The sequence below is a fragment of the Shewanella sp. LC6 genome (assembly GCF_006385735.2).
GTDB lineage: Bacteria > Pseudomonadota > Gammaproteobacteria > Enterobacterales > Shewanellaceae > Shewanella > Shewanella xiamenensis.
In genome coordinates this window covers 1130374-1156872 of sequence record NZ_CP043902.1, presented here as the reverse complement: position 1 = coordinate 1156872, position 26499 = coordinate 1130374, and the positions used below count along the sequence as shown (strand labels likewise).

General features: G+C 44.5%; 19 protein-coding genes and 1 riboswitch. Of the genes, 8 read left to right on the top strand and 11 right to left on the bottom strand.

The genetic code is table 11. The features are described from left to right. Positions 1–182 precede the first annotated feature (182 nt). From FJD32_RS05145 to gbpA, 3 genes are all read right to left on the bottom strand, one after another. Positions 183–2339, bottom strand: coding sequence for a S46 family peptidase (locus FJD32_RS05145; RefSeq protein WP_037414864.1), 2157 nt, complete (start codon positions 2337–2339; stop codon positions 183–185). Positions 2340–2557: 218 nt separating this feature from the next. Next, positions 2558–3733 (bottom strand): aromatic amino acid transport family protein, encoded by a 1176-nt coding sequence (locus FJD32_RS05140; RefSeq protein WP_037414953.1) that lies wholly within the window; start codon positions 3731–3733, stop codon positions 2558–2560. 581 nt (positions 3734–4314) lie between these two features. Continuing rightward, a complete protein-coding gene (gbpA, locus tag FJD32_RS05135) occupies positions 4315–5790 on the bottom strand; it encodes an N-acetylglucosamine-binding protein GbpA (protein WP_050991302.1) in 1476 nt (491 codons plus the stop codon). 124 nt (positions 5791–5914) lie between these two features. Continuing rightward, positions 5915–6008, bottom strand: a riboswitch (cyclic di-GMP riboswitch). Positions 6009–6413: 405 nt separating this feature from the next. Between gbpA and FJD32_RS05130 the strand changes: the two genes are divergently transcribed. After that, positions 6414–6968 (top strand): TMEM165/GDT1 family protein, encoded by a 555-nt coding sequence (locus tag FJD32_RS05130; protein WP_037414866.1) that lies wholly within the window; start codon positions 6414–6416, stop codon positions 6966–6968. 78 nt (positions 6969–7046) lie between these two features. On the opposite strand, the gene katB is transcribed toward FJD32_RS05130, so the two are convergent. The 6 genes from katB to fkpA all read right to left on the bottom strand — a co-directional run bounded on the left by katB (position 7047) and on the right by fkpA (position 14253). Beyond that, positions 7047–8507 carry a catalase KatB gene (katB, locus tag FJD32_RS05125; RefSeq protein ID WP_140906497.1) on the bottom strand — a complete coding sequence of 487 codons (1461 nt, stop codon included), beginning with the start codon at positions 8505–8507 and terminating at the stop codon, positions 7047–7049. Positions 8508–8868: 361 nt separating this feature from the next. After that, positions 8869–9108: a YgjV family protein gene (locus FJD32_RS05120; protein ID WP_037426164.1), complete on the bottom strand. Its 240-nt coding sequence runs from the start codon at positions 9106–9108 to the stop codon at positions 8869–8871. Between the two features lie 52 nt (positions 9109–9160). Continuing rightward, positions 9161–9598 (bottom strand): PaaI family thioesterase, encoded by a 438-nt coding sequence (locus FJD32_RS05115; protein WP_037414875.1) that lies wholly within the window; start codon positions 9596–9598, stop codon positions 9161–9163. A 108-nt stretch (positions 9599–9706) separates the two neighbouring features. Then, positions 9707–10162 (bottom strand): hypothetical protein, encoded by a 456-nt coding sequence (locus FJD32_RS05110; protein ID WP_140906496.1) that lies wholly within the window; start codon positions 10160–10162, stop codon positions 9707–9709. A gap of 144 nt (positions 10163–10306) precedes the next feature. Then, positions 10307–12919: an extracellular exonuclease ExeM gene (gene exeM / locus FJD32_RS05105; protein ID WP_140906495.1), complete on the bottom strand. Its 2613-nt coding sequence runs from the start codon at positions 12917–12919 to the stop codon at positions 10307–10309. Between the two features lie 563 nt (positions 12920–13482). Continuing rightward, complete coding sequence (fkpA, locus tag FJD32_RS05100) at positions 13483–14253, bottom strand: FKBP-type peptidyl-prolyl cis-trans isomerase (protein ID WP_140906494.1); 771 nt, start codon at positions 14251–14253, stop codon at positions 13483–13485. A 153-nt stretch (positions 14254–14406) separates the two neighbouring features. Here fkpA and FJD32_RS05095 point away from each other — a divergent pair, with 153 nt between their 5' ends. From FJD32_RS05095 to pepN, 6 genes are all read left to right on the top strand, one after another. Further along, positions 14407–15357, top strand: a complete 951-nt coding sequence (locus tag FJD32_RS05095; RefSeq protein WP_140906493.1) for a hypothetical protein — start codon at positions 14407–14409, stop codon at positions 15355–15357. Positions 15358–15366: 9 nt separating this feature from the next. Further along, the gene (locus FJD32_RS05090; protein ID WP_037414894.1) at positions 15367–15579 is read left to right on the top strand and encodes a SlyX family protein; all 213 of its coding nucleotides are present in this window, start codon (positions 15367–15369) and stop codon (positions 15577–15579) included. Between the two features lie 54 nt (positions 15580–15633). Beyond that, positions 15634–16176 (top strand): peptide deformylase, encoded by a 543-nt coding sequence (gene def / locus FJD32_RS05085; RefSeq protein WP_037426148.1) that lies wholly within the window; start codon positions 15634–15636, stop codon positions 16174–16176. Beyond that, positions 16173–17573, top strand: a complete 1401-nt coding sequence (locus tag FJD32_RS05080; RefSeq protein WP_140906492.1) for a hypothetical protein — start codon at positions 16173–16175, stop codon at positions 17571–17573. The genes def and FJD32_RS05080 overlap by 4 nt, the downstream gene beginning before the upstream one ends. A gap of 67 nt (positions 17574–17640) precedes the next feature. Next, positions 17641–18234: a penicillin-binding protein activator LpoB gene (gene lpoB, locus FJD32_RS05075; protein ID WP_007645693.1), complete on the top strand. Its 594-nt coding sequence runs from the start codon at positions 17641–17643 to the stop codon at positions 18232–18234. Between the two features lie 240 nt (positions 18235–18474). Then, entirely contained in the window at positions 18475–21108 is a 2634-nt protein-coding gene (pepN, locus tag FJD32_RS05070) for an aminopeptidase N (RefSeq protein ID WP_140906491.1), read from the top strand. 55 nt (positions 21109–21163) lie between these two features. On the opposite strand, the gene FJD32_RS05065 is transcribed toward pepN, so the two are convergent. Further along, positions 21164–22690: an EAL domain-containing protein gene (locus FJD32_RS05065; protein ID WP_055646804.1), complete on the bottom strand. Its 1527-nt coding sequence runs from the start codon at positions 22688–22690 to the stop codon at positions 21164–21166. A 260-nt stretch (positions 22691–22950) separates the two neighbouring features. Between FJD32_RS05065 and FJD32_RS05060 the strand changes: the two genes are divergently transcribed. After that, the gene (locus tag FJD32_RS05060) at positions 22951–24843 is read left to right on the top strand and encodes a methyl-accepting chemotaxis protein (RefSeq protein ID WP_047535423.1); all 1893 of its coding nucleotides are present in this window, start codon (positions 22951–22953) and stop codon (positions 24841–24843) included. A gap of 80 nt (positions 24844–24923) precedes the next feature. Here the strand turns inward: FJD32_RS05060 and FJD32_RS05055 are convergent, their stop codons facing one another. After that, positions 24924–26288, bottom strand: coding sequence for a diguanylate cyclase (locus FJD32_RS05055; RefSeq protein WP_055646803.1), 1365 nt, complete (start codon positions 26286–26288; stop codon positions 24924–24926). Positions 26289–26499: the final 211 nt, after the last annotated feature.

The following is a 26499-nucleotide window of genomic DNA, read 5'->3' as shown; positions in this document are numbered from 1 at the left end:
ATATTTGGCGAGCACTAGGGCGTGTGCAACTCAACCTAATGAATATCTATCCCAAACCGCTTTCCACCATACGCAGGCATTGGGTCGTTTTATCATCTCAAAATGAAAAAGCGATAAGCCCTATGGGTTTATCGCTTTTTATTGTCTTGCTTTGACCGCAGTGACGCTAATCCGGCAATGGATTATTTAACGATTTCCATCTCAGCTAAGAGATTGTCGGCACCATCCAAATATTTCATTACCCACAACATATAACGGCTATCGACATGAATAGAGCGGTTAATTTCATTATCAAATGCCCAGCCGCCGATAATGCTTTCATATACACCATCGAACAGCAGACCCACTAATTCGGCGCGGCCGTTTAAGGTAGGTGAACCTGAGTTACCACCAGTGGTATCTAAGGTCGACAGGAAGTTTACAGGCACAGAATCGATGGATTTCATATAGAAATCACCGTATTGCTTCTGTTTAATAAGCTCTAACTGCTTTTTCGGTGCATCGAATGGATCAATTCCCGTGTCTTTTTGCACTATGCCTTCGAGGCGAGTGAATGGCACAGCCACTAAACCATCTTTTGGCGAATAACCTTTTACATGGCCAACCGTAACACGCAGGCTAGAGTTTGCATCGGCGTAAACGGGCTTACCCTGCTCAAGATTATAGGCAATGATGGCATCCATATATTGCGGACGTATTTTCATCATCTCGCCGTCTAATTCTTTTTCTTTCTTCTCTTCGCTCATATTGGTGTCATACATGGCCACCGCAAATTGAATAAAAGGATCCTTAGAGGCTTTAAAATCGTCGACCGATTTTTCCATCCAAGCTAAACGCACATCTTTATTACCGAGTTCGGTTTTGGCGTACATTTTATCTAAGGTTTTAGCAAGCTTAGCTTCGTTAACCTTGTTATCGATACCAAAGGCTTTATCCATCGCAGGTAAACGCTGCGCTTCAGGTAACGCGGCATAACGTTTTAGCATATCTAAGAGTACGGCCTTATCGACACTCGCGGCATAACGGCGATCAATACGTTCCATGCTTGCCTTAAAGCGAGTCATATCACGGTCTTGGAAGCCTGGTTCACGCTGCATATCAGGCAGTTGCTTTTCATGGGCTAAACGGTACAGATTCGTCGCCGTTGGTAACATAGTGGTGCTACTGATGTAGCTTAAAATCATATCCCGTTCTTGGTGCGCTTTGCTCTTAGCAATCAAGGCATCTAATTCGGCTAAGGTTTTACCGTATTTAGCCTCACGGCTGCTGTCTTTAGCGATCCACTCAGCCAGTTTAGCTTCAAGGGCTTTACGATCGGCCAACATAGTCGATTTGCCGTAGAACTCGATCATCGAAGTGAAGTTTTTAGCATAGTTTGCTAAGCCCGCGATTTGGCTCTCATACTTAATCCGCTCGTCACTGCCCTCTGGCGCAGTTGCTTTAATGATTTCAATAAAGCGCTCACGCAGCATTTTGCCTTCGGGATAAGCCCACTCAAACTCATTTTGAACTTCAGTCGCGGTGCGATAACGATTTGTGCGGCCGGGGTAACCCGCTACCATCACAAAGTCACCTTCACTCACGCCTTTAGCAGAGACTTTTAAGAAGCTCTTTGGCTCGTAGGGCACGTTGTCAGCGCTAAATTCTGCGGGTTTACCATTTTTAGACACATAGGCGCGGTAGAAAGAATAGTCGCCCGTATGACGTGGCCACATCCAGTTATCGATATCGCCACCGTATTTACCCACACTACCCGCAGGATTGTAGACTAAACGCACGTCGCGGATTTCTAGCTGTTTAACCAGATAGTATTCCAAGCCACCGTGGAAGCTATACACCTGGCAACGATAGCCTTCGTCTTTTTCACACTCGGCAACGAGAGCTTTCTCTTGGTTTTCAATCCCTTGATAAAACTCACGTCCCGTTTTGTTTTCTAGCCCAGCTTTAACGCGCTCAGTAACATTAGTCACATCTTCAGTCACATATACCCGTGAGCCTGGGGCTGCGGGTAATTCATCAGCAAAGGTTTTAGCTAAAAAACCGTCCTGTAACAGGTTTTTCTCAGCAGTAGAATTGTATTGAATCGAACCATAGGCGCAGTGATGGTTAGTCACCACTAAGCCTTTGGGTGATACAAAAGATGCCGTACAGCCACCAAGGCTTATCACGGCATTCATCGGGAATTCGGTAAGTTTAGAGATTGATTTAGCATCAATTTCTAAGCCTTTCGCTTTGAGCTCATCGGCCATTGCGGGCAATTGATGCGGCTGCCACATACCTTCGTCAGCATGGGAAGCAAAACTCGCCGCCACAGCAACTGAGAGTAACCATTTTTTCATTGTCTTAAGTCCGTTTTGATAAAGAAAGCCGAGCGCTTGCGAGGCTATTTCTACGTATGATGTGAATCACTTACCCGACAGCCAGAAAGTAAAAAGTCAGGCACAGAGCCTGACTTTAGCATATCGTACGCACTTTATAACAGACTCAGAAAAATTCGCTTACAAAGCAAATACATTAACTAAGCACTACAAGTTTAAATGTGCTCAATTGCCGCAGTTTAAAGTGCGACAAATAGCTGAGCACCAATAATGATGGCTCCCAACAGACCTGCAAGTCCAAGGGCAAATATTCCACCTGACACTTGGTATCCTTGGGGCACAGCTTGGCGTTGACGTAACGCCATCACAATCGGCAGAAAAATAATCATCACCACCAGCGGCACCGCAGCAAAGCCTAATACGGCAACAAAGCCTTCGGGCACATAGAGCGCGCATAACAATGGCGGCACAAAGGTTAATAACCAGGTTTGCGTCCGCCCCAAAAAGGTCTTCTTAGCGCGGGTGAGTTCTGCCACAAAATCATACAAACTTAAGGTCACCCCGAGGAAAGAGGTGATTAAAGCTAAATCCGCGAATAGCGAAATACATTTACTGATCCAAGGCGTGTGTGCAATCTCTTGTAACGCACTGATAAGCGCTGGCAAAGAACCATTAAAGCCACTGATTTCATTGCCCCCCACAGTGCCTAAGGTCACCAACAACCAAAAGATATAACAGGCAAGCGGAATCGTTGAACCTATTAACAATACCTTGCGCAGCGAGGCGGCATCACCGTCTAAATAACGCACTAAAGTTGCAATACACACATGAAAACCAAAGGAGGTAAATACCACTGGGATAGCCGCCATCCAACTGCTGGTCAAGGATTGCGTCATCGCATTGGTTGCCATACTGGAAATACTGACTTCAGGTAATAAAAACAGCACGACAACAATCAGCAATAAAATCATCAATGAAAACAAAAAGCGCGACACTTTATCGACCCAAGCCACGCCTAATGCCGCAAACCCGCCCAGTACTAAGGTGAATAACACCACCGCCAGTTGGTTATCTAACACGATATCAAACATATTTTGCGCTTTGAGCACTAATAGCGATGAGCCACCTGTTAGATACGCCGCCGTTAAGGCAAAGAGTAAGCTAAGGAACGATGCGCCTTGCACCATTTGGCCTTTCTTACCGAGTAATTTGCCAGTAATCGCATGGACATTATCGCCCACACCAGAACGAAGGTTAATCTCAAGCATTAACAATGAGGTATAGGCTGACAGCCCCCAAATAACCACCATCAATAAAATAGCGGGGATCATACCTAACGCAGCCGTGGCTAAGGGTAAGGCTAACATTCCCGCGCCAATGGCGGTTCCCGCGACGATGGCTATCGAGCCTAACATTTTTGAATTCACACAATTATCCTGTTCAAGTATTAATTATTTTTTTAAGGTTTTTGAGTAGATTTGAAGGATAAAGCCTTGCGCACTCTGTGATTAAGCCAACAGCAATCTCAAACGAAAAGCGTCACTAAACTTAAAGCATCCAATCCGATCTCAATAGAGCAGATCAATTGGCCCCAATAGCTTTTGAATATTTCAACCCAGTCGCCATTGAGGCTAACTAAATCGTTTGCAGAAAAGTGACATTAATTTCAACCGTGATTGCCTTAGCAAAACAGCGACAACGCGCGTAATAGAAGATAGCTAGGGACATTAACAGAGCCAATCCCAGTGGGCAAGCCAGTTGTGAACAAAGATAGAAGGTGCGCCTAATGGTAACAACTCAATAGCGCAGTGATAAACGAAAACATACAAACCAACAAAATCGCTACCTTTGTGAAAATACGCCAAATGCGCGATTAAAATCACCTAAAGGTTAATTTGGCCTTTGCAACATCACAAACGCGCTGATAATGGACTTAAACATCTTCCATATGCTTAAGTCCATTCCGTTGAATTTAACAATCACTCAAAATGTTCAATTACAGCTCAGTCCAAGCCATGGTCCAAGAGCTACCTACGCCAGGTTCAAAACCCGTTGCAGTTGGTGACCATTGCACACAATAGCCACTGTAGGGCCAAGGTTTACATTGATAGACTTTACCAGTTTTAGGTTGTAGCACTTTAGTGCCCGCTGCATAGCTTTTTATTCCCTCAGGGAAGATAAAGTCAGCATCCGGTGCAGTGGTTTGATCTTTTAGGAAAAGATCAAAGTTTTGCTGGATAACTTCACCTTGTTTAGGCTCGGCTTTCACTTGTAAATGATAATGTCCTGCCTTAGGGGCAACGACATCCAACACAAAACTCGCGCTGGTATTGTTTACCGCCTGCGTCACATAACCTGCTGCGGTGCCATCGTGGCTAAATAAATAGGCCGAAACCTGCATATCCGCATTGGTGCTCACATCAAAACTGACCTGTGCGGCACCATCAACAATGGTGTAATCATCGGCCAAGGAGGTGACATTAAGCTGATTTCCCGGTGCTGGCGCAATATCAAAGCTCACTTCCACTCGCTCTAAGCCCGACTTAGGCGCGGCAAAAATCTCATTTTTGCCATATACAGGTGAAATCACACCAGCCGCATTCTTCTGCCCCGCCTTAAGTTGTGGTTGCTGGGCATTAATGGCACTGGCTAACAGGAATGGCCAATTTTGCTTAGCACCTTGGGTGGCATCGGCAATGGTAATTTGGGTTTGCTTAGCGCTTTGTTCACCATTAGCATCAAACACCCGCGTCATTACCTTATCACCCGCTTTAAGATCGAGTGACGGATTAATATCACCAATATCGGTCCACTCGCCCGGCACCACAGCGCCTGAGCTCAAGTTTACATCGATGGCATTGTAGAAGCTGTTGGTGGTGTCACCCACTTCCCACACGGCCAAGATAACGTGATAACCCGTTCTATCTTCAGGCACATAACAATTATGAGTCACTAGCTTTGGCGGTTGCACCATGCCACCGTCGATCACACAAAAGGGGGCTAAGTCAAAGCTTGCGCGGCTCAGAGCTTGATTTTGATCCCAGCCTTGACGAGTTAAATAGTAACGCCAATTGCGAGTAACATGGTTAGCGGTAAACTGCCAAGAAAAGTCATTCCAACCCGCTTTGATATCGCGCTTAGACCAACGACTTGGGCTCTGTTCATCCAAAGGAGAAAATGCCCCATTTGCCGCACTAGCAATTTTACCGTCAGCAGGGCCAGACTCAGGGAATCCAGAAGGACCTTCAACACTTTGCGGCTCCCACTGAATGGCGCCACAGTTGACGTTGCTGCCCGTTTTACAGGCGTAGGAGCGAGACTCTGGTGATATAACATAACCATGAGCCGATGCCGTTTGGCTCAGCAACGAACTTCCGGCAGTCAAGGCTAATGCAACTAGGCTTAACTGAGTAAGCTTAGGAATTGCAAATTTAGGGACAGTTGATTGAGAAAAAGCAGTCAGATGTTCCACTTTAATGTACTCCGTAGGGGCCATTCAATAAAAGATTGGCATTGGTATAAAAGTGGTATTTAGGCAAAACAGCATTAAGCAAAGCCGTTTATTTTTTAAAGAATTCAATATATTCGCTGAATTCTACAGCAACCCCGCTATCTTAGTTAACATCCTTTTACAACCTTAGACCGGAGGCTTTGCGTCCTAATTTTTCAATTAGTTTGCCCAATACGGTGGATCTCAATTGATTAAGTTAACAGGATGTAACTCAAAGACTGAGATGCGGTTAAACTAACAACAAAAGACAACGTTGTCAAAAATTAAATTATTACAATTCAATGAATTACAGAATGTGAATCGGTATTTTTTTGGCACCTGCCAGATTTTATACTTTTAATCTTGATAAGTTTAACCTTGAAACGGATCGCGACTTGGGTATAATGCCCACCTCGCTTCGGGGGAGTAGCTAACTGGATTTTGAGTCATCAACATCTAGGGTGAACGTCAACATACTTGGCCACATGCCATGGTGTTCACAGCAAATCATCGATTTGTCTTGCAAGACCTGAGCACAATAACCGCACCTAGGGGTGGACGGTCTATTGTGCTTATGTCAAAAACCACCCCTAAAAGGATCACACTTGGAAGCGTTACTCGCCTCAACCTTTACGGTTGCTATCGCCGAGATTGGCGATAAAACTCAACTGCTTGCCCTCTTACTCGCTGCAAGATTTAAAAATAAAACCGCGATCATTATGGGGATTTTACTCTCAACCCTGTTTAACCATTTTGCCGCTGCATGGCTTGGACAATGGGCCATTAACTGGGTGAGTCCTGATGTAGCGCGTTACTTGGTTGCCGCCTCCTTCTTCGCGATTGCCCTTTGGGTGTTAATCCCCGACAAAGTGGATGCTGAAGAAAGCCGTTTCTATAAAATGGGCCCCTTTGTCGCGACCTTTATTCTGTTCTTTATTGCCGAAATGGGCGATAAAACCCAGATCGCGACTGTCGTGTTAGCCGCAAAATACGATGCCTTAGCCATGGTGGTTGCAGGTACCACTTTGGGTATGTTGCTGGCGAACGTGCCAGTGGTGATTGCGGGCCATTTTAGTGCCGAAAAATTACCGATGAAGTGGATCCACAGGGGCTGCGCGATTTTGTTTGCCCTACTTGGGGTCGCAACCTTAATCTATTAATTCAACTAATGAATTGAATTTTAAATAATTAAAAGGCCTGTGATATCACAGGCCTTTGCTATGGGTTAGTAGATTAACTTATAGCCCTAATGCGGTTTGGATCCGTTGACCGTAATCAGCATCAGCTTTTTGGAAAAGTGCCAGCATACGTTGCTGTACATCTAAACTCGCTTGACGCAGTGAGCCTGAAATGGTTTCCACTAAGCGGGCTTTTTCATCTTCGCTGAAGATGCGGTACAAATTACCGGCTTGGGTGTAATCATCCTGATTGTATCGGCTGTAACGCGCCGCTTCGCCATCTAAACGCAGTGGTGGCTCAGCAAAGTTTGCTGGTTCTACCAAGGCGCCCGCAGTGCTATTAGGGCCATAGTTTGCTGAAGCATCGCCACCTGTTTGACTGCCATGATAAGGACATTGAGTTCCTGCCATTGCGCCTGCACGTTGATGATGATTGGCTTTAGCCGCATGTGGACAGTTTACTGGCAATTGGTTGTAATTCGCGCCAATACGATAACGCTGTGCATCGGCATAGGCGAACAAACGTGCCTGTAACATTTTATCAGGTGATGCGCCTACACCAGGCACTAAGTTACTCGGTGCTAAGGCCACTTGCTCGACTTCCGCAAAGTAGTTTTGCGGTAAACGGTTCAGCTCTAACACTCCGATTTCAATTAATGGGTAATCACCATGTGGCCAAACCTTAGTTAAATCAAATGGGTTGATATGGTAAGTGTTGGCATCAGCTTCAGGCATAATCTGCACATTCACTGTCCAACGCGGGAAATTGCCATCGGTGATCGCCACCACCATATCGCGTTGTGATGAATCAGGGTCAATCCCTTTTAACTTATCAGCCTGTTCGTTAGTTAAGTTCACTACGCCTTGCTGCGATTTAAAGTGAAACTTCACCCAGAAACGCTCGCCTTTAGTATTCCAGAACGAGAAAGTATGCGAACCATAGCCGTGCATTTGGCGATAGTTTGCCGGAATACCACGGTCTGACATCAAAATCGTCACCTGATGCATGGCTTCAGGGTTTAATGACCAGAAGTCCCACATCGCTTGTGGATCTTTAAGGTTGGTCAATGGGTTGCGCTTTTGAGTATGGATAAAATCCGGGAACTTAATGCCATCACGCAGAAAGAAGGTCGGCGTATTGTTACCCACTATGTCGTGATTACCACGAGCAGTATAGAAGCGCAGACCAAAACCACGTGGGTCACGCTCTGCATCGGCAGAACCCATTTCACCGCCAACGGTTGAGAAACGCACGAAGGTTTCAGTTTGCTTACCCACACCATTGAAATGGTCAGCAATGGTGTAATCGCTTAAGTCTTTGGTCAGAGTGAAAGTCCCGTATACACCAGTACCTTTAGCATGTACTACACGCTCAGGAATACGCTCACGGTTAAAATGAGCAAGCTTTTCAATTAAATGCCAATCTTGTAGGAGTAAAGGGCCACGCTCACCCGCTGACAACGAGTTTTGATCGTCTGCAATAGGGGAACCGCTCTGGCTGGTTAAATACTGTTGACTCATATCTTGCTCCTTAGTCTTTTTTAGTGTGAATCCAAGATTCAATTAAATCGAAAATAGTAGCCATGGCTTATCTCCTTGGCAGGCGACGTGTTGTCGATGGAGCTAGAATAGAGAAAAGATGAAATCTAATAAAACGATTAATATAGATTTAAATAATCTATTTTAAAGATTAAGACTAAGAAATACTCACTGTCATCACTTAAGTGCAGACAGTATTATTGTTTAATATCTGGAGAGTAAAACCCATTAAAGGGTATCCCCGACTGATGGAATATATGAGTTTTTACACTGAGGACTAAAATTAAAGGTATGAAAAAATAAGCAGATTGGTTAGGACTTGCATCGAAACCAACCTCCAAACTTACTTTTGGCTTAGCTGCTCACGGTAGATAACAACAAGATAATAAGCATCGATGAGTACAATAAAAAAGTTAACCGCTGCAACAGGATAAGCCTGTATCGCCATCCCATAAGCAACAAACAGTGTAGCCCCCAGCAAATTCAACCAACGTAACTTCTTGATGTTTGACATCATCAAAGAGATAGCTACTACCACAGACGCCAAATAACCAACCCATTCCCAAATCATTGCACTATCCATATTAAAACCTTATTTATCGATTTATACATTGAAACAGGTTGGTTAATCTGCATTAGCGTTTAACTACCGCTGCTGTCATCCGTGAGATACAGGTCAACTCCCCTGCACTATTATGGATTAAGATTTCCCATACCGAGCTGCGTTTCCCCAGATGAATGGGTTTTGCCGTTGCGGTTAGCACGCCATTACGTGAAGCACGTAAATGGTTGGCGTTAATCTCTTGTCCAACACAATAATATTGCTCGAAATCCACCGCAAAGTTTGCCGCATAACTGGCAACCGTTTCGGCTAAGGCAACGTTCGCGCCCCCATGGACAATGCCTAAGGGATTATGTACGGCGGGCGTGGCAGGCATAGTCGCCTTCATATAGTCATCGCCAATCTCGCTGATCTCAATCCCTAGGGTCTGCATCAAGGTGCCTTTGCCCCCCATACCAGCATCTAAACGGGCACAATCCTCTAAGCTCACCGGTCTAAACCAAATACTCATTTCCACATCCTAGTAAAGAAAACCAGCTAGCAGTTTACTAAGAAGTGACTGAAGTTCAACACATAAGCCATCGCTTAACCTGTTCTGTACGGCAAGGAAACGCTACGACTAACTTAACCAATGTTTTGTGACAGCCAAACGACTAAACCAAACTAAGAAAATCCCCCAAAGGATCACTACACTTGGCATCACAAGAGCATCAGAGCCTAATACCGCTGCCGCCTGCTGAATCCCAAATACATAACCCATCTGCACCAATACCGCCACCAGTGACGCGAGCAACACTTTATAAGAGAAGGCTTTTTTAATCAGTAGAAACAGGCAACCGATAACGCCAGAAACCACCGCAAAACCAAACACAAAGTTGAGCCAAGCGGGTGTCGATTCATAGAGCTTAATCTGATCAGGACTCATCTGCGCCATGGCGTCTGGCGTCATAGTCATTTGGATAACAAAAGCCAATAAACCCATGATATTCCAAAGCAAACTAACGACTGCGATAACGTAAAACCACAATGGTGCCTTGGTAACACCAATGGAATGCAGGGGTGCACTCACAACCATCTTTTTCTCCGTTGGGCTCAAGACTCATTCCCATGAAATACGATGAAAACACGATAAAACCAGCTCAATAAAAAGGGATGGTAAAACCATCCCCTAGCTCTGAGTTTAGCTCACAAAATAAGATGTGAGCGTATTAACACGTATTTAACGGCGACGGCGTTGTAATCCAAATAGTGATAACAAGGCTAAGCCTAAGTAACCTAGCGCACCACCATCATCCTTAGGCTTTGGCTCAGGTTTTGGTGGCTCAACAGGCGCTGGATAGCTTAATGCAACAATCACAGGGTCATGGTCTGAAGCAGAAAACGCATTTTCAGATTTTACGAGATTACCTGAGAATTTTTTGCCGTATTCGAACAGGTTAGACTCCACAGAGTTGATATGCCAATCTTCAATATCGACTAAACGCTTGGCGAGACTAGTGTTTGCCAAGGCATGGTCAAGGTTGCCTAACTCACCATTGTAGCTGTATGAGTAAGTTCCAGTACCGTGAGCTTTAGTATTGAGATTGATAAGACCATAACCTTTCTCAATCTTGCTGCCTTGGCGTTCAAACACTTTGCCATTTAAGGTTGTCCAAGAGGCGGTCATGATTGCACGATCAGACTTGCTCGCATCGTAGTCGGTCAATACACGGATAGGATCTTCCATACCGTAGGCATTCATATCACCGATAACCAGTAAATCGCCTTTTACTTCTTTCAACGCTTCACCGATCACTTTAGCTGCTGACACGCGGAAAGCATTACACTTACCTTGCTGATCCGCAGGATCAACAGACTCTTCGAAGTTTACCCAATCCTCCAAACAGCCTGAGCCTTTTGATTTCAGATGGTTAACAACAACGGTTAGATTTTCATTATGGATCTTAAAGGTTTGCGCTAAGCTGTGACGTTGGTAAGCGTCGTTACCTGGGTTAGTCTCAGTCTTACCCTCTTTAATGCGAGTCACACTGCCTGCACTCGCATGTTGCTCTGGGGTATCAATAGTACGAGCGGCACCTGCAAGGCTTACTTTACCCGCACGGTATAGCATACCAACGGTAATCGCATCGCTACCGAAGTACTTACCGTCGTATTTATCTTCATCGGCGATTTCAATATAGCTGTAAGCATTTTCAGCAGTTTGCTTCTCGTTTAAGGCATCGACTAAGTTCTTAATCGCGCTCTTTTCGCCAAAACCGTTGTTAGCAATTTCCATCAAGCCAACGATATCGGCATTCATGGCAGTAATGGCACTAACGATTTTCGCACGTTGTAACAGCATTTCTTCTTCGGTCAATGCGCCGCGGTTGCCACCCGATGGGTTAGTATCACCACCCACAACATCATTGAAGAAGTTCAGTACGTTAAAGCTGGCCACACGGATATCACCTTTAGTCGCCACACTTGGTGCATCTGTTCTATCATCGCCGCGGATAAAATCGCCAGCAGTAATAGTGTTCGTAGCCACTAAACGGTAAGCCCCGTAGCTATAACCAATCACCCCTTGCAGATTGGTCAATTGATCACCGACGCGGATATAACCTGTTTCAGCATTAAAGTCAGGGAAGTAAGGAATTACACCGTCAGCAGGTTTGTAATCGGATTCGATAAACAGCTGATTTTCTAGGTTAGATTTAACTAATGCCGTTGCCTCTGGAGAAAGCGCTGGGTATAACTGGGTTGGCTTCATCAAGGGTTCTTTGTAAGACACCAACATGTTATTACGCTTGCCCGCATAGTCGAAGCTAAAGGTGCGGCTGATCTTCAGATCACTGCCCGCATCTAATAGCACGTTCATGCCTTCATAACGCTCTAAAGCCTGTGCTAACGTTTCTCCCTCGGCAACATAGAAAGGCGCTGCGACAGGAACTTCCCCCTTCGCGCCCACTTCAAATTTTTTATCGGTTTTAATATCAATTTGGGTTAGACCGAAGTATTCCTTGACCTTACCCTGAACACAGATTTCAACCCCAGGTTGGATCGCTGCTGGCGGTGTTTCACCTAAAAAGACAAATACACCATCGGAAGTATATGGCGAGTTATCACCCTTCACTTCTTGCAAATAAAAACCTTTGAACAAACTCTCGCCACGGGCAGCCACCACCCCGCGAACCGTCACTTCACTTTCAGACTCAAATGCACCTTGAGGAACATAAGGGCTAGATTCGCCAGCACCTTGTACTTGATAAATTGGAACAATTTTCGCGCCACTGCAACTAAATACAGGTGTTTCTGGTGCGGTTGGCGTATTCAGAGAACCAAGACCAGTGAAAGTATCTTTAGGTAATTGTTCCCACTGGGCAGCATTAAAGACGGTATTTGCGACTAATGAGTCTAGTTTACGCTTAAGGGTAACATCGAGTCCCCAACCGACTGGCGTTGGCACATCACCAATAATATCAACCACGGCGCCATCTTTAACCAAAGCGACAGCATCACCGCCGTTAAAGCTTAAGCTACCAGAAAAACTATCGACGCCCTGTGGCAGGGTAATAACACCGCTTGAATTGAGAATCACTTTAGTGGCTTTAGACGCAATGCTCTGGCCATCTAATACTTGCATATCTGACGCATCTGTTGCGCCATCTTTATAACGAACGAGCTTATAACCTGTGAGATCAATTGCCGCATCACCGCTGTTATACAATTCGATAGCTTTGTTATTAGAGCTACCTTCAACATACTCGGTGATTATGACATCGGCACTTGCCATCATAGGCAACGCCGCGGCTACAGCTAAAGAAATAGCCGTCAACTTATTAACATTTTCCATATCAACAACCCCATTATTATAATATTGCCGCTAATTTTTATTAACGTGCGGGCGGATTATTCCAGAGTTGTAGGGCTAAAAAAAGGGGGCAAGATCTCACTATGCATGCATAACATATTGATGGAAATGTAATTTTACAGAGTAAATTGTCTTACATTCAGAACAGTGCCATAACACAAAATTATTAAACAGCGATAAAACAATAAGTAAGAAAAAGACATCCAGTCTCCCTAGTTAACCTAAGTGAACAAATAATAATCGCAAAAAAAATATGATATTTTTATGATATTTTTAAACATGTCATTCTGAATAAGCGTATTAAATTTGTTGCTTTAAATATGCGTTATTCATTTAAAACTTAATCAGTGTTCCATCGTTCTAAAATAATGGCTTATTGATACGGCAATATCTTGTTATTCAAATAACAAAATAAAACACTAATAAAGCTAAATAGCCTGTTACAACTCGGTTTGCTAATGAATTAAAACAAAAGTAGGATTTAACAGCAAAAAAAAATACCGCCCAAAGGCGGTATTTTTATAAAAGCATACTGTAACTAAAAATTACTTCTTAGCGGGTTCAGCAGCAGGTGCAGCTTGTGCTTTCTCAATTGATTTCAACTCAACTTCAAAAATCAGCGTTGAGTTTGGTGGAATCGTTCCAGTATCACGTTCACCGTAAGCTAAGTTTGCAGGGATAACAAACTTGTACTTAGCACCAACAGGCATTAACTGTACGCCTTCGGTCCAACCAGGAATAACACGGTTCAATGGAAATTTAGCCGTTTCACCACGTTTGTAAGAGCTATCAAACTCTTTGCCATCAATCAGAGTGCCCACGTAATCTACTTCAACCGTGTCTTCAGCCGCTGGCTTTTCACCTGAACCAGGAGTGAGTACTTCGTATTGCAGGCCTGATTCAGTGGTGACTACACCTGGCTTAGCTTTGTTTTCTTCAAGGAACTTTTTGCTATCCTCGAGATTTTTCGCCGCAATGGCTTTAGATTGTTCTGTACGCTTGTCGTTTAATTTTTTGTCTAAATTTTGAAGAATGGTTTGCATTTCTTCTTCAGTTAACTTCAGCTGATCATTCAAACCATTAGTAAAACCTGTCACGATCAGCGTGCGGTCAACTGGTAGGCCTAATTCTTCTTGCTCTTTAATATGACCAGACATATAACGACCGATTGAAGCACCCACACTGTAGGCTTCTTTTTGTGCTTCTGTCGTTAATTCAACATTTGTGCTTGCATTTGTTGCTTTTTCTTCTTGATTACAAGCAGATAGGCCAATAACAGCCAATGCAACTAACGATAATTTATAAATCGATTTCATTAAAGCTTCCTCAGCATCCTCAAGCGGTTACAATAACCTAAGCGCGACAACTTTATACTAGTTATCTGGGTTATACCAACTAGATTCTTTATGGGTTAACTGTGATTAATTTCACTCTACCGAGTTAGAGACACCAACTTTAGGAGCAAGTTCATGAAGAAAACCCTACTGCTGGTAATTTGCACGATTTTTTTGACGGCTTGCTATCCTAAAGCCGAAGATATTCGCGTGCTCTCAAAAGACCCTTCTTACAGCGCAAGTCTCTCGAGTGATGGCACTCTCGCAATTGTCGCAACTCAGAATCAAGGAGTCCAATGTTGGGACTTAACCCAGCACAGCCTTAAATACCAATGGGTGCATGGCGACCTTAATACAGGCGTAGCCAGCACAGCCATTTCACCTAATGGAGAGTTCGCTGCATCGTTAAGCCGCGATTCAGTAGCACTATGGACAATAGGCGACGGAAAATCCGTAGGTTGGTGGTCACTGCCCGCATCGGGAGAAAGTGTTGCGGTAGCCAACAATGGGGTTTTGCTTATTGGTTTAAACGATGGCAGCGTAATGTCTCTGAATGCGGCAAAAACGGCACTGATTAAATTCTTAGGCCATAAAGAACGCGTCAATACGGTTGCACTGTCGGCGGATGGTCGCATCGCACTCACAGGGTCAAATGATATGCAGGCCATTTTATGGCAGGCACAAACCGGACAACCAATCCACACTTGGGATCTTGGTAGCCGGGTGACTAAGGTGGCACTGAACGACAGTGGTAGTTTAAGCTTTACCAATGGCAGTACGAATGAAGCAAAAATTTGGGACAACTCAACCGGTAAACTTTTAAATCAATTAGCAATTAATCGTCGCCAAATGACCTTTTCAGCAGTACGTTTTACTGAGCAAGACAAGCAGTTATTAACGGGAACTCCCGCCCGCGAAGTCATACTCTGGCAACGCAGTTCGGGTAAACCTATTGCACAATGGCAAATTGCGTTGACGAAAAACAGCCAAAACCGAGGAGCCGTTGTATACTCTGTGGCAATTCGAGATACCAATAAAGTCGTTAGTATCAGTAGCCAAGGCTTAGTTGAGACTTGGCAACAATAGAGGTTAGCCATGCAAGGTGTACAACAACAAATTGAAGAGCTGCAAACTAAATTAGCTTTTCAAGAACTCACTGTCGAAGAATTAAACCAAGAGGTGATTAAGCTGAATCGACTCGTGGCCCATCAACAGCACCAGATCCAGTTATTAGTTGGCAAGTTGCAGGCAATGGAGCCGAGCAATATTGCTACCCAAGCTGAAGAAACGCCGCCACCCCATTATTAATAACGAACTAAAATCGTCAGCCAAACGATGAAGACTAAATATCCAGGGAATGCGATGTTTAAAAATGAGATACAACACTCCTGTCAGCCGCTACCGATTGCCCAGGTAGGGGAAGCCATTTTAAAACAACGGGCAATTGAAGTACGCGACTTTGATGAAACGCTCAGTCAGTTAGCATCGCAAATGGTGGCAAGCATGGTAGAGGCAAAAGGCGTCGGTATCGCTGCCCCACAAGTGCACAGCCCGCTTGCGCTATTTATCATGGCATCACGGCCAAACGAGCGTTATCCCGATGCACCGCTAATGGAGCCCGTTGTGGTGGTTAATCCACACATCGAGTTGGCATCTTTACAACTCGAGAAAGGTGAGGAAGGCTGTTTATCTGTCCCAGGACAACGGTTTACCATTTGGCGTCACCACAGTATAGTTGTGCGCTATCAAAACCTAGCGGGACAGTGGCAACACGCCGAATTAACGGGTTTTATTGCACGTATTTTCCAACATGAATTCGATCATCTTCAAGGGATCACTTTGCTTGAGCGTTCACAAATGCCACAGCAAACACTAATGGCACAAGAAGGTAACCCACAGGCATGAACACCACCTTCATTCACTCTTTTATCAGACCCACCATCAGCACATTGATGCTCACCGCCATCTTAGGTTCGAGCGGCTGTGCCTATAACAGTATTTTTATCAATTATCCGGCACAAATCGCGCCAATCAAACAAGATCTCAATACCGCGACGCCCATGGCGGATATCGACAAATTAGCCAGTAATATCCAAGGCAATGACGGTTTGCTTTACGCTCAAGAAGCGGGGCGTATCGCTCAAGTTGCGGGGGATTTTGCCAGCAGTAAAAAATACTACGAGCAAGCGGTGGCGGCCTACACCGCCTTTGATGATAAAGCCAAGATTAGCGCCAGCGATATCGGCGCGACGGCGACAAGCTTAGTGTTAAATGACAATGCGATTCCCTACCGCGGCCCGGGCTTTGAGCGCATTATGCTGCACCAATATCAGGCGCTCAATTATCTATTCAGCGGCGACTATCAAGGCGCGCTAGTGGAAGTTCGTCGTAGTAACGAATTGCAAAGTTCAGAGCAAGAACGCTATCAAAAATCGCAAAAATCGGTACAAGCTATGGCTAATGGTACGGTCGATGCCGAAGTGAATAAACTTGGGCAAGCGGCAGGCACTGTCACCAGCTCCTTCCTCAATGCTTATAGCTATTACACGACGGGCGTACTACACGAAGTGCTTGGTGAACCAAACGATGCCTTTATCGATTACCGTAAAGCAGCACAAATCACTCCTGATAACACGTATCTACAACAGGATTTGGTCCGCCTTGCCAAACAACTCGGCATGCCGCAATACGATGAGTTTAAAAAGCGCTGGGGCGATGCCAAACTGCCTAAAGCGGGTGAAGGCCAAGTAGTGTTGATGGTCGAAAAGGGCTTTGTCCCCGAAAAACAAGCGCTCACAGTGCCCTTCACTATCCATGGCAACTGGCAAACCGTGTCTCTAGCGACCTATGAGCCAAACAATAGCTATGTGCCAGAGACACAAGTACAGGGCTTAGGCACAGTGCTTAAAACTGAACCTATCGCCAATATTGATGCCTTAGCGATTACCGCCTTGAAAGAAGATTTACCCGGAACCTTAGTCCGCCAAGTTGCAAGGGTTTATGCCAAATCGGAAATGGCTTATCAAGTCGAAAAAAGTGGTAAACCCGGCAATAATGCCGCCGATATTGGCAGTATTGCTATGCAGATTTTTAACGTTGTTACCGAACAGGCGGATCGCCGTAGTTGGTTAACACTGCCGAAACAGGCACAAATTGGCAGGCGTTATCTCAATCCTGGCGCATACACACTGCAATTGGATAAAGCACCACCGGCCAAAATTGACGTTGCCGCAGGCAAGACCACCTTGGTCTGGGCAATTGATACTGGTAATTACACCCGAATTTATTCAATAATCATTTAACCGAGCGGTGAATGTTTGAATAAAACGAGTGTCATTAAGTTTTTACAATCACAAAATGGAACTGACTATGAAACAATTTAAACTGATTTTTGTGCTGGCTGCCGTGATGGGTCTGGCTGCATGTCAATCTAAAGTAGAGTATGGTGATGCCACAGAGGTTGAAACCGTTAACGAAAACTTTGGCTCAACGGATCTGCAAGCCATTGCTGCTAAAATGGTTGATAGCATGATGACTTTCCCACCGATTGTGGCCATGACAGCGAATAACCGCCCAATTTTGTTTGTCGATAGCATCAAAAACAAAACCTCTGAGCATATCGATACTGAGTCAGTAACCGACTCTATCAGCAACAAATTATTGCGCTCAGGCAAGTTCCGTTTCATCGACATGACTAAAGTCGATTCAGTTCGTAAGCAACTGGATTACCAAAACAATACCGGTATGGTTGACCCATCAACCGCCATCAAGTTTGGTCGTCAAATCGGTGCCCAGTACATGCTGTATGGCAACCTGTCTAGCATCGTTAAGCAAGATGGCAGCACCAAAGACGTTTACTACAAAATGACTATGCGTCTAATGGACTTAGAAACAGGTCTTATCGAATGGTCTGACGAAAAAGAAATCCGTAAGACCAAATCTAAGTCTTTCTTGGGCATGTAATCCCGCTCAAAGTGATAGGCTAATGCCGAAATATCCAAAAAAAGCCAGCATTTTTGCTGGCTTTTTTTACATTTTTAACATTGGTTATCCATGCTAAATAAGGTAGTGTACTCGCCCAAAACACTAAGCAATGATGCCGCTTTTGTATGGAGAAGAGTTCGCGACACAATCAGGCCGACTCTTGCCCCACGACGCCGCATCTACGCCACAAATAAAGTAAATCGTTGAAGGATTTAAGTAGTGAATTTGTTTAAAGCTAGCCTAGTCGCCCTCACCTGCTCTGCATTAATGTCGTGCGCCGTTAAAAGTCCTTTAAATACAGGGCCAAGGGACGCCAGTCCCTATATCAGCCAGTATCAGGCAAGCCTACGTTCACAGGTAATATCGGATGTGCATTATGAGTTGGATTTTCAACTGACGGGTGACACGCAATTCAGCGCAACAACTAAGATCCACTTCAATCTTAGCGAGGTTCCTAAGCAACTGAGCTTGGATCTAAGCAAAGCACAAATTAAGCGTTTTTTGATTAACGGAACCGCCATTTACCCCAATTACAATGGTGCCTATATCAGCTTAAACACCCGCTTACTGACCTCGGGTGATAACACAGTTGAAGTGCAATTTACCCGAGCGCACAGCACTAATGGCGAAGGCTTGCATCGCTTCCAAGATCCCGTCGATGGCAAGGTCTACCTCTACTCTCACTTTGAGCCTGCCGCTGCTCAACAGATGTTTGCAGTATTTGATCAACCCGATTTAAAAGCCAATTACAAAATCAGTGTGACCGCGCCGAAGGATTGGCAAGTGATCAGTACCATGCGCGAGTCCTCTGTCACACCTGCGGGGACCATTAATCGTTGGGAGTTTCCTGAAACGCCTAAATTAAGCCCTTACAATTTCTCTATGCATGCTGGCCCGTACCATATGTGGCAGGATAATTCCGGCCGTTATCCTATGCGATTATTTGCACGACAATCCGTTGCTCACCAAGTGACCCCACAGGACTGGTTTACCTATACAAAACAGGGGTTAACCTTCTTTGATGCCTATTTTGATATTCCTTATCCCTTTAAAAAATACGACCAAATCCTAGTGCCAGACTTTCTCTATGGCGCAATGGAAAACGCAGCAGCAGTGACCTTTGCCGAAGATCATTTCCTCCACAAAGCAGAAATGACCGCCGAGCAAAAACAAAGCTTGGCGGGTGTTATTATGCACGAAATGGCCCACCAGTGGTTTGGCGATTTGGTCACGATGAAGTGGTGGAATGGCCTGTGGTTAAACGAAAGTTTTGCTTCTTTTATGGGTACACTCGCGACCCAAGAAGCCACAGAATTTACGAATGCTTGGCGCAGTTTTTATGCTCAAGGCAAACAGCGCGCCTATGAGCAAGACAGCTTAGTCACTACCCATCCGATTGAAGTGCCTGTAGCGACCACCCAAAATGCCTTCGACAATATCGATGCTATTACCTATCAAAAAGGCGCCTCGACGCTCAAGCAGCTACGCCATTTACTTGGTGATCTGGTGTTCCGCCGCGGCGTGAGCAACTACCTCAAACAATACAGCTACCAAAATGCCGAGCTTGATGACTTTATCAATAGCCTCGCTAAAGCTGCGGGCAGAGACTTAAGCGCATGGACACAGGAATGGCTATACAGCGCTGGGGTAAACACCATTAAAGCCGAATACCGCTGCGACGGTAACCGCATTAGCGAATTTAGCCTATTGCAATATCCCGCTAGCAGCGAACTACCGACACTGAGGGAGCAAAAAGTCCAAATTGCACTGTTTACTAAAGGACGTTTCGATTTAAGGCATGAGACCACAGTACCAGTAACCTACAAGGGCGAGCGTACCGAGGTGAAACAATTAGTCGGTGAGCGTTGTCCCGATCTGGTTTACCCCAACTATGATGATTGGGGCTTTGTGAAGGTGCAACTCGATGAAAAATCCTTCGATACCGCCAAGCAACAGTTAAGCCGAGTTACAGATCCGCTATTGCGCTCAATGTTATGGCAAAGCTTGTGGGACAGTGTACGTGAGGGCAACCTGAGTTTAGATCAATACCTCAGCACAGTATTCGTCAACGCCCCAGCGGAGAATGACTACACTGTAGTCGGCCAAATTATTTCTAGCTTGCTACGCAGTAAAGAATACCTCGCGCAGATCGCGCCTATTCAGCAAAACTATGCTGAAAATGCAGTCAAAGGCTTAGCGCAAATGAGCCTTCGTAAGGCCATGGAGAGTCGAGGGGATAATGACTTCCAGCGCCGCTGGTTCGATGCCTATATCCAATTAGCCAGCGATCGTGACAGTTTACGTCATTTAGCGCAATTGCTAGACGGCACCACTAAAATCAAAGGATTAACTTTAGATCAAGATCTGCGCTGGGCTATCATAATCCAGCTTAATCGCTACGACTTCCCGAATGCGCAGCAACGTATAACACGGGAAATAGCACGTGATAACTCAGATTCTGGGGAAAAAGCGGCATTAGCCGCTCAAGTGATCCGTCCTGAAGCTGCCGCAAAACGTCGCTGGTTGAGTAAAGTCCACGCCGATGTCCTACCGTTTGCCAAACAGCGCATCATCATGGAAAACCTCTATCCTGCGGAGCAAAAACTCTTAAGCGCAGCCACAGCTGAAGAGCGCCTCGCAAACTTAGCCGATATGGACAAAAAGGGCCCAGTGTTTATGCGTAGCTACAGCCGTAACTTGATCCCAACCGACTGTAATTACAATAGTATTACCGCCTTGGATAAAGTATTAGACAGCCAAACAGGCTTATCTAATCTTAGCCGTCGTACTTTATTAGAAACGCGTCAAGCAGAGCAGCGTTGCGTGCTAATCAAAAATAAAATGACCCACTGATAATGAGTTGAAAAAAGAAGAGGCTCTGATGAGCCTCTTCTTTTTGCCTTGATCTTTACCTTACATGGGAAACCTGTAGATAAAAATGTAATAACTCTTTCAATGGTAGTGGCTTAGAATAAAAATAGCCCTGATGTTGATACACCCCTTTAGCCGCTAAATAATCTACCTGTTCTTGGGTTTCCACGCCTTCGGCAATCATCTCCATATTCGACTCGTGTCCAAAGGCAATAATGGCATCAAGTACAGCTCCCTTAAGATCTTTTGTACCAATGGTATCGATAAACATCTTATCAATTTTGATACTATTAATTCCAAGTCGCTGTAAATAGCTAAAACCGCCAAAACCCGTACCAAAGTCATCCAGTTTAAAGTCATGGCACAATGGTAAAACGGCTTTTATTTCAGCTAAGGCTAGCTCAAATTGAGTGATAGGTTTGCGCTCCGTCAGCTCAAATGCAATCCGCTTAACCATGGGATCTCGGTTTAAAGAGAACCATTGACTCAGCAAGCCAGACTCTAAGTGCTGCGCAACAATATTGATGCTTACCCAGCCTTTTAGTTGAGCTAAATCGCGATACACCTGATCTAGCAATAAATCGGTGATCGGTAATATGAGCCCCGAATCCTCAGCATAGGGAATAAATTGATTGGGCTGAACTAATACACCATCAAATCGACGCCAACGTACCAGCATCTCCTGCCCAACAACTTCGCCTGAACGGCAATCGATAATGGGCTGATAATAGGGAATAAATTCTTTTCGACTCATTCCTTTTTGCAGCAACATACCAAGCGACACTCGGGCAGATTGCCAGTTCCAATAAAAAATCACAGCTAAAAATGCTGCAATTAACGCTGCAATAAAGAGTACGACACCAATGCGATAAGCTTCTTGCCAGTAGAGATCATCACCCGCCTTTAAGGTTAAGGTGACATCTAACGTTTTAATATAACGAGATTTCTTGATAATGCTGTGGTTTTCATCAAGATTTTCTGTCCCCCTAACCATGGGGGAAAGCCCTTGATAACTGATGAGTAATTGATAACAACCGTGGCAAAGGTTAGATAGGGTTTCGTTATAAACAGAGCTATTAGTCAGCACGACTAACTTCTGCTCACCTAAATGAAAAGCATAGGCAAGACTACGAGCACGATCGGTGGCCGCGACCGTTGTCGCAATATCGACCTGTTGTGTGCCAAAAAATAAACTTCGAGATCGATCAAGATGGTAATTGACTGGCGGACCGATATTGGAGCATTTTTTACCATCGGCAAGTTCTAGCTGAATAAAACGAACAATTGCTGGACTCAAGGATTGACTATTGAGTAACGCAATATCATCTTCATTGCAGGTAAAAGATAATTTAGCAAATGCCCGTTCAATATTTTTTTGCTTAAAATCATCAACACCATTTGCAAAAGTAAGTGTTATTTCATCAAAATCACGATTAAACCTTTTTTCTATGCTATAGGCCGTCAACCAAGGATAAATTGTACTCGCTAAAAGTATTGGTAAAAGAAAGATTAAGCATGAATGTAACCAAGGATTAAAGCACCAGCGAGGAAAACTCCATTTCATCTATACTACTCTCTTACTTATGTTTGGGTGCACTTGCTTATGACACTTTAGGAATACTATGCTAAAAAGCCTTTCAAAACTGTGCAATAAAACAAGTTCACCATGATATAAGTAACTTTTGAAAATACTTATACAAAACAAAATACTGTTAGCTGCCACAACTTTATCAAATCTGAATGAACAACCATTAATGCTTTAGCTATTTCAGCCGCTATACTTTATTAACGTTAGGTTGCTAGCGGAATTTAAAGGAATAGAATATGCGTTCAACACTTAAAACTCGCCTACTTTTTAGTAGTCTCTTAGCCGTATTCATCACTGTTGCAGTACTGGTTAGTATTTCAAGCTACGTCATTAGAAATCATGCTATAGGCAATACCCAAGGCGAGATTGATCAACTAGCGAATACTTTTGCCGAAGGTATTGGACTGTGGATGAAAGATAGAAAAACAGCCATTACAAGCCTTAAAAAGACCATAGAGGCTGACCCGAGTGTGCAAATTACCCCTTATTTGTTACAAGCACATAATGCAATGGGGTTTGCACTCACCTATTTTGGTGATGAGCAAGGCAACATGTACCGCCAAGATCCAGCGCTCAATACCGCAAACTATGACCCACGTGTCCGCCCTTGGTATATGGATGCCAAAGCCGCTAATAGCATGGTTATGACAGCTCCCTATGTCAGCGCCACCCTTAAAAAACAAGTTGTGACTATCGCTGAGCCAGTGATGGTTGCGGGCCAACTCTTCGGTGTCGCCGCGGCAAACCTTACCATTGACCAACTCACCGATGCGGTACAGCGGCTCGAAGTCCCCGGTAATGGCTACACCCTGATGGTAGACAACACAGGACTAATTATTAGTCACCCAAATAGTAAGTTAAATAATCAACAACTTACTACTATTGACTCTGATTTTACCCCCACCTGGCTATCACAACGCGCCAATGCCAATACTATGGAAGAGCGTGAATTAGATGGTGAGACTCAGTTAGTCTATGTAGCGAACGTTCCGTCGACCGACTGGGCGTTAATATTTGTGATGAACAAACAAGAAATCATGTCGCAAGCGACTACGCTCGCTTGGTGGATGTCCGCCGTAGGCGCTGGGTTACTGGTAATGTTTGGTTTAGTATTAGTCGCAATCTTCAAAATGCAATTCAAAGACTTAGAACGAGTTGCTTTGGCACTAAATGATATCGCAGAGGGCGATGGCGATCTGACGGTGAGAATTCACACCGCAAACAGCCATGATGAAATTGGGATCTTAGCCTCAGGTTTTAACCGCTTTGTCGAACGTCTACACGGCATGATTTCAAGAATGCACAATATTGCGGGCCAACTTGAATACCAAGCTAAGGGCAGCAGTGCGTCTGCGGCAGATAACAGCCAACGCATTGCGGTTCAGCAGGATGAAGTGACCATGGTCGCCACCGCAGTGACCGAAATGGCCAGCGCCACAGAAGAGATTGCCAGCAACGCCGAACATACAGCGCAAACAGCGCAAAATGCCGTGAGCCTCTCGAATCATGGTCAAAAACAAGTGATGCAAAGTCAGCAATCTATTCGTAACTTAGCAAATGAGGTTGATACCGCAGGACGTATTATCAGCGAGCTGAATGAGCACTCACAAAAAATTAATAGCATTCTATTAACGATCAGTGGGATTGCAGAACAAACCAACTTGCTTGCGTTAAACGCAGCCATTGAAGCCGCTCGAGCGGGTGAACAAGGTCGTGGTTTCGCCGTGGTTGCCGATGAAGTTCGCGTATTATCGCAACGCACTCACTCATCAACCCAAGAAATTCAGGCAATGATTGAAACCTTGCAACAAACAGCTGGCAAAGCCGTAAAATCCATGACTCAAAGCCATGATATGGCAGAAACGAGTGTGGCTGATGCCAACTCAGCCAGCGAGAGCCTGCTGCAGATAAGCAAAGCAATTAATGAGATATCTGATATGGCAAGCCAAATTGCAACGGCCGCAGAGGAACAAACCTCTGTTACTAGCGAAATTAATCGCAATACCGAATCAATTCGTGAAGTCTCAGAAAACCTCTCTATTGAGGCCCAAAGTGCGATGGTGCAGTCACAGGAGTTGGCTCACTTAGCCGCCTCACTGCAACAGGAAGTATCACGTTTTAAACTATAAATACACTTGTTGCATTGATATAAACACCCGCTGTAGCGATTTTCGTTACAGCGGGTTTTAGTTAGAGTCTTAACACTGGCCTATAAGTGCTTTCCCTTCAAACCTTGATACCCCAACTCAATACGATTACCACCATTCTTTTTAGCCTTATACATGGCAGCATCGGCGCAGGAAATAAGTTGCTGTTCATCTTTGCCATGCTCAGGATACAAAGCGACACCAATACTTGGAAAAATATGAATTTGCTGCTCTACAAGCTCAAAAGGCTGATTCAATATATCCAGCACTTTTTGAGCAACGAGCAAGGTATTGTGTGCAGAATCAACTCGCTCCAGTAAGATAACAAATTCATCGCCACCAAAACGCGCGACCGTATCAGAAACTCTCACGCAGCTAAGAAGCCGCTGCGCGGTAATTTGTAACAACAAATCTCCCACACTATGTCCGTAGGTATCGTTAACCCATTTAAATTTATCTAAGTCTAAATAAAGTAAAGAGAAATAACTCGAATCTCGATGCGCTCGAGATAAAGCCTTTTGAAACCTATCGTAAAATAACTCTCTGTTGGGTAGATGAGTCAACTGGTCGTAGAGTGCTATCTGCTCTAAGCGAGCCAACATTTGACGACGTTCGATGGCGAACGCAATTTGAGTCGAGACAAACTCCACCAATTCACAATCTTGTGTAGTATAGCTTCTCGAACCTGGGTTGCTATGCATTATCAACGCGCCAATCACCCCTTTGTGCAATCTCAACGGCACGCCGAGCCAGCAATCTTTAAAAGTTACTGCTAATGGCGATGAAAGCGTGTTCGACATGGGACAAAAGAGTAAGGATTGTCCCGTTTGAATGATCTGCTCAGCAAAATAATTAGCATTACTGATATATGCGATATTTTGATCGGACACCGATAACTGGTAAGGAAAATCTAATTGATTTGAATCTTGGTCATAAAGCGCGATAGCAAAATTTTCTGCGGGTAAAAGTTTTGCAATGATCTGGTGGATATGACTATAGAGGGATAACAAATCCTCGGCCACATGAACCGCCTCAGAAATCTCGTATAACGCGGCTTGCCGACGCTCAGCATTTTTATTTTTGGTAATATCGCGAGCCACCGCAACGCGTTGTTGATATTCATCAGACCAGCGGGCTGACCACAGAATATCCACTATGCTGCCATCTTTGCGTATATAACGATTTTCAAAATCGATTTTATAGTGATCTGTCATAATTTCATTGGCCGCAGCAAGCGTACGTTCACGGTCTTCTGGTAAAACCAAATCCAACATCTGCATACCAATCATTTCATCTGGCGTGTAACCAAAAATACGTTCAGCACCCGCACTCACAAATTCAAATCGCCCCGATTTATCCACCACACAGATGGCATCTAATAGCAAATCAATAAAGCGACCAAGTGAAGTATAACCTTCGTTTTTCACACGACTCTCCCACCACGCCTGCAGACAAAACGAGAATAGCTAACTGACTATTGCAGCTAAGCTTTGCATCCCTGTATAGAACCAACGCGCGAATACTCGATGATTAAGGTTAATAGTACATAATATCATACTATTAGAGTAGGGTAATTAGCATGGCAGTTCCACTATTACAACATTCCATACATAAAGCCGGATTGGACATTAGCTTAAC